Origin of the sequence: Mesorhizobium sp. M4A.F.Ca.ET.090.04.2.1 (assembly GCF_003999085.1) — a bacterium.
GTDB lineage: Bacteria > Pseudomonadota > Alphaproteobacteria > Rhizobiales > Rhizobiaceae > Mesorhizobium.
In genome coordinates this window covers 1-3,412 of record NZ_RZOT01000607.1, presented here as the reverse complement: position 1 = coordinate 3,412, position 3,412 = coordinate 1, and the positions used below count along the sequence as shown (strand labels likewise).

The window sequence follows — 3,412 nt, the reverse complement described above, 5'->3', positions numbered from 1 at the left end:
CCCCCTCAAGGGGGGAGATTGGATATACGGCCGGCCTTCGCCAATTATCGGCGGTGCAAGGGGTGCAGCGGCACGAGAACTGCCAATCTCCCCCCTTGAGGGGGAGATGGCCGGCAGGCCAGAGGGGGGTGCCTCGTGACACCCTCGGCAATTTTGGAATCAGCGCTCTACGTCACCGACCTACACGCTGCCGAGCAATTCTATGCCGACGTGCTCGGCCTCGACCTGATCGGCAGGGTCGAAGGCCGCCACGTCTTCTTCCGCTGCGGGACGGGCGTGCTGCTGCTGTTCAACGCCGAGGCGACCAAGATCCCGCCGGCACCCGATGCCAGGCTGAAGGTGCCGCCGCATGGCACAGTGGGCGAGGGCCATCTTTGCTTTGCCGCGAGCGCGGAGGAGATTGCCGGTTGGCGCCAGCACCTCGCGGCGAAAGATGTCGCCATCGAAAGCGACTTCGAATGGCCGCAAGGCGGGCGCTCGATCTATTTTCGCGACCCTTCGGGCAATTCGATCGAATTCGCCGAGCCAAGGATCTGGGGCCTGTGATGCATTCTTTGAACGGACACAAGATCGTCGTTGCCAGCCACAATGAAGGCAAGCTGCGCGAGTTCGCCGACCTGATGGCGCCATTCGGCTTCGAGGCGAAATCGGCCAAGGAGTACGGCCTGCCCGAGCCGGACGAGACCGGCACGACGTTCGAGGAGAACGCCTACATCAAGGCATATGCCGCGGCCAAGGCCACCGGCCTGCCGGCGCTGTCCGACGATTCCGGCCTCTGCGTCGACGCGCTAGACGGCGCGCCCGGCGTCTACACCGCCAACTGGGCCGAGACGCCCGACGGCAGCCGCGACTTCGGCATGGCCATGCAGCGCACCGAGGTGGCGCTGCAGGAAGTCGGCGCGGCTGAAGCCGCGCAGCGCGCGGGCCGCTTCGTCGCTGTCATCTGCCTGGCGTTTCCCGACGGCGAGGCCGAATATTATCGCGGCGAGGCCGAAGGCACGCTGGTGTGGCCGCCGCGCGGCACGCTCGGCTTCGGCTACGATCCGGTGTTCCTGCCCAATGGTTTCGAAAAGACCTTCGGCGAGATGAGCGCCGAGCAAAAGCACGGCTGGAAGCCCGGCCAGCCGACGGCGCTGTCGCACCGCGCCCGCGCCTTCCAGAAATTCGCCAAAGCGCGGCTGGGCTCGGCCTGAGATGCTGCTCGACCGCGGCCCCGGCTTCGGCGTCTACATCCATTGGCCGTTCTGCGCGGCCAAATGCCCCTATTGCGACTTCAACAGCCATGTCCGCCACCAGCCGGTCGACCAGGAACGCTTTGCGCGCGCGTTCGAGGCGGAACTGGCGACGATGCGCGCCCGCACCGGGCCGCGCGAGGTGACCAGCATCTTCCTCGGCGGCGGCACACCGTCGCTAATGAAGCCGGAAACGGTGGCCACCGTGCTGGACGCCGTGGCAAGGAACTGGACGGTGCCCAGCGGCATCGAGGTGACGCTGGAGGCCAATCCCTCCTCGGTGGAGGCCGAACGCTTCCGCGGCTACCGAACGGCGGGCGTCAACCGGGTGTCGCTCGGCGTGCAGGCGCTGAACGACAAGGATCTGCGTTTCCTCGGCCGGCTGCACAATGTCGAGGAGGCGCTGCACGCCATCGGTCTCGCCCGCGAGATCTTTCCGCGCCTCTCCTTCGACCTGATCTATGCCCGGCCGGGCCAGACGCCGGAGGGCTGGCAGGCCGAGCTCGAGCAGGCGATCGGCCATGCCGCCGACCATCTTTCGCTCTACCAGCTGACGATCGAGGAAGGCACGCCGTTCCACGCGCTGCACGCGGCGAAGAAGTTCACCATTCCCAACAACGACCATGCCGCCGATCTCTACGCGCTGACGCAGGAGGTGACCGCCGCGCATGGGCTGCCGGCCTACGAGATTTCCAACCATGCCAGGCCTGGCGCGGAAAGCCGGCACAATCTGACCTACTGGCGCTACGGCGAATATGTCGGCGTCGGCCCCGGCGCGCATGGCCGATTCGTTGAGAACGGGCGCCGCACGGTGACGATCGCCGAGAGGATGCCGGAGACCTGGGCCAATCTGGTCGAGGCCAGGGGCCATGGCGTCACCGGCGGCGAGATTTTGACGCGCTCGGAAGAGGCCGACGAGTTCCTGCTAATGGGGCTGAGGCTGGCCGAAGGCATCGACCTGTCGCGCTACGAGGCGTTTTCCGGACGCGGCCTGTCAAGCGCGCGACTGGCGGTGCTGCAGGAAGAAGGGCTTGTCGCGCCGGTCGGCAATTCGCGGCTGCGGGCGACGACGGCCGGGATGATCGTGCTGGATGCCGTGGTGGCGGACCTGGCGCGCTAAGCCCGAAAGTGGATACCGGTTTTCGGACAAGATCATGCTTGAGTAACAACCCTTGAAGAACGTCCTCTTCGTCTGCAGCCAGAACCGCTTGCGCAGCCCGACGGCCGAGCAGGTGTTTTCCAAACGCAGGGATATCGAGGTCGAATCCGCCGGCACCAATCACGACGCCGACAATCCGCTGACGCATGAGCTCGTCGCCTGGGCCGACATCATCTTCGTGATGGAAAAGGCGCACCGCGCCAAGCTGCAGAAGAAATTCCGGTCGAGCCTGAAGAAGGCGCGGTTAATCTGCCTCGACATCCCGGACGACTATGAATTCATGGATCCGGAGCTGGTGCAGCTTCTGGAAGCGAAAGTGTCGCGGTATCTCTAAGGGATACCGCCGTCCCCCCCGCGTTCGAGAGCCGTCCGCGCCCGTCGCACCGCACTAAGCGTCGTGCTTGTGGCGGTGTTTGGCGCGGTCCTTCTCGGCGAGCGCCTCTCCGGAGCGAACTGGCTTGGCGTTTTCCTTATCGCGGCGGGGGCGGTGCTGGTCGCTTATCGGGGATAGCGGCACGCCTTCGCGGGCGGTTTTGGTTTCGAGACGGCTGATGAAGATATCGAAGCGATTGGGCATCGTCCGGTCAGTGCTCCGTCGTGCTGTCGGTTTCGGCCTTGAGTCTGGTCTTCGGCCGGCGGCGCAAACGCCGCTTCCTGGCTTCGGTTTTACCGGCGACGCCATCGGCGCTGGCCGGCAGGCTCTTGTCCCTTCGCATGGCGAAACGCTTGCGGCCCGCATAGTAGGGCTCGAAAACGTCCTGAATCTTCAGGCTATCCATCCTGTGCCTCCCGAGACTCACAGACAAACGAGACTCACGGATAGAATTCGCCGGTCACGGTTTCGTTCCGCAGTATGGCAAAGGCATGGCGGCCACATTACGTCCTCGTCACGTTTTGCAACCGGACATCAGCCGTGCCAAACAGGCTGGATGGAGGGCCTAGGGTGACCAGCGACAAACGCAGCTATGTGATCGGGCAGATCGAGATACCGGCGCGGCCGCTGGGGCCGGCGCTCTATCTG

The 3,412-nt window shown here is 65.1% G+C and carries 5 protein-coding genes and 1 pseudogene; 5 read left to right on the top strand and 1 reads right to left on the bottom strand.

Annotated elements, in window-relative coordinates; all coding sequences use genetic code 11:
- Positions 1 to 135: 135 nt before the first annotated feature.
- From EN781_RS29025 to EN781_RS29005, 5 genes and pseudogenes are all read left to right on the top strand, one after another.
- On the top strand, positions 136 to 546 hold the full coding sequence (locus tag EN781_RS29025) for a VOC family protein (RefSeq protein WP_126057285.1): 411 nt from the start codon (positions 136 to 138) through the stop codon (positions 544 to 546).
- Positions 546 to 1,193: an RdgB/HAM1 family non-canonical purine NTP pyrophosphatase gene (rdgB, locus tag EN781_RS29020; protein WP_126057286.1), complete on the top strand. Its 648-nt coding sequence runs from the start codon at positions 546 to 548 to the stop codon at positions 1,191 to 1,193. Before EN781_RS29025 ends, rdgB begins: the two co-directional genes overlap by 1 nt.
- A gap of 1 nt (position 1,194) precedes the next feature.
- Entirely contained in the window at positions 1,195 to 2,352 is a 1,158-nt protein-coding gene (gene hemW / locus EN781_RS29015; protein ID WP_127400573.1) for a radical SAM family heme chaperone HemW, read from the top strand.
- A 52-nt stretch (positions 2,353 to 2,404) separates the two neighbouring features.
- Positions 2,405 to 2,725, top strand: coding sequence for a low molecular weight protein tyrosine phosphatase family protein (locus tag EN781_RS29010; RefSeq protein WP_126057288.1), 321 nt, complete (start codon positions 2,405 to 2,407; stop codon positions 2,723 to 2,725).
- A 34-nt stretch (positions 2,726 to 2,759) separates the two neighbouring features.
- Positions 2,760 to 2,902: pseudogene (locus EN781_RS29005) on the top strand (EamA family transporter); the annotation flags it as partial.
- A gap of 73 nt (positions 2,903 to 2,975) precedes the next feature.
- Here EN781_RS29005 and EN781_RS29000 read toward each other — a convergent pair.
- Positions 2,976 to 3,170 (bottom strand): hypothetical protein, encoded by a 195-nt coding sequence (locus tag EN781_RS29000; protein ID WP_126057289.1) that lies wholly within the window; start codon positions 3,168 to 3,170, stop codon positions 2,976 to 2,978.
- Between the last annotated feature and the right edge of the window lie 242 nt (positions 3,171 to 3,412).